Origin of the sequence: Vibrio sp. 10N.222.46.A1, from assembly GCF_041473595.1 — a bacterium.
GTDB lineage: Bacteria > Pseudomonadota > Gammaproteobacteria > Enterobacterales > Vibrionaceae > Vibrio > Vibrio tasmaniensis_A.
The window spans coordinates 1-1,521 of the sequence record NZ_JBFRSN010000431.1; the positions used below are offsets into that span (position 1 = coordinate 1).

Sequence of the window (1,521 nt, forward strand, 5' to 3'; positions counted from 1 at the left end):
CAATTCTGAATCGTTTGATAGTTATGCCTCAAGCCATCATGAAGTGTATGTCGAGCCACTCAGCCCTTGGGCACAATCTCTTAATCGCCTCAAAGAACACTTGTTATACGGTACCTCACACATGATCCCATTTGTGGTCGCAGGCGGTGTGCTTTTGTCTTTGTCGGTAATGATGTCTGGCCATGGCGCTGTGCCTGAGAGCGGTGTTCTTGCTGACATAGCACAAATGGGTATCGCGGGGCTAACCCTGTTTACCGCGGTGCTCGGTGGTTACATTGCATATTCAATGGCCGACAAACCGGGCTTAGCACCCGGAATGATTGGTTCTTGGCTCGCGGTCAATCAGTACAGTACCGGCTTCCTTGGCGCAATTGTGGTCGGCTTCTTCGCAGGTTTCGTGGTTAATTTGCTCAAGAAGATCAAACTGCCAGACAGTATGATCTCGCTGAGTTCGATTTTCATCTATCCATTAGTCGGCACCTTTGTAACCTGTGGGGCGGTGATGTGGGTGATTGGCTCTCCTATCGCGTATGTGATGCTTGAGATGAACCAAATGCTGACTGGCATGGCGGGCTCAGGAAAAGTGGTGTTGGGCAGTATTTTAGGGGCGATGACGGCCTTTGATATGGGCGGCCCAATCAACAAAGTGGCGACGCTGTTTGCTCAAACGCAGGTGAACACTCAACCTTGGCTAATGGGGGGCGTCGGTATTGCCATTTGTACGCCACCATTAGGCATGGCGCTTGCCACTTTCATATCACCTAAGAAATTCAAACGAGACGAACGCGAAGCCGGAAAAGCAGCGGGTATTATGGGCATGATCGGCATCAGTGAAGGTGCGATTCCTTTTGCTGCCGCCGATCCTGCGCGAGTTCTGCCTGCTGTTGTTGCTGGTGGCATTGTCGGTAATGTGGTTGGCTTTATGTTCCATGTCATCAACCATGCACCATGGGGCGGCTGGATAGTGTTGCCGGTGGTTGACGGCAAAATTGGCTATATCGTCGGCACACTAGCAGGAGCACTGACGACGGCTCTGATCGTGATACTACTGAAAAAGAACGTGGTCGAAGGTGAAGTAAGTTCTAATCAGTTTACGGGTGGCTCGATAACGGAAGAAGGGCAAGCGGATGTATTGGCGATCACTTCTTGTCCATCTGGTGTTGCTCATACGTTTCTTGCGGCTAAGTCTTTGGAAAAGGCGGCTCATCATCTTGGGGTTCGGATTAAAGTCGAAACGCAGGGGGCCAACGGAATCGGCAATCGCATTACACAGAAAGACATTGAGCGGGCGAGGTTGGTGATTTTTGCTCATGATGTGGCAATTAAAGAGATCGAACGCTTTGCGAACGTGAAAACCTTAGATGTCAGTACTAAGGAAGCGATGCTTAATGCGCAGGCGTTGATTATGAGGAAAGTATAAAAGCCATCGGCTTTAAGATTGGCCGAAAAGCAATAAATAAAAAGACGCCCAAGTATTAGTAGTAATACTACTAATACTTGGGCGTCTTTTTATTTATTGCT

General features: G+C 49.1%; 1 protein-coding gene. It reads left to right on the top strand.

The window, feature by feature from the left end; translation table 11 throughout:
* Positions 1–1,420 (top strand): fructose-specific PTS transporter subunit EIIC (locus AB4496_RS13350; protein ID WP_372131128.1); only part of this gene is annotated, 1,420 nt, incomplete at its 5' end.
* Positions 1,421–1,521: the final 101 nt, after the last annotated feature.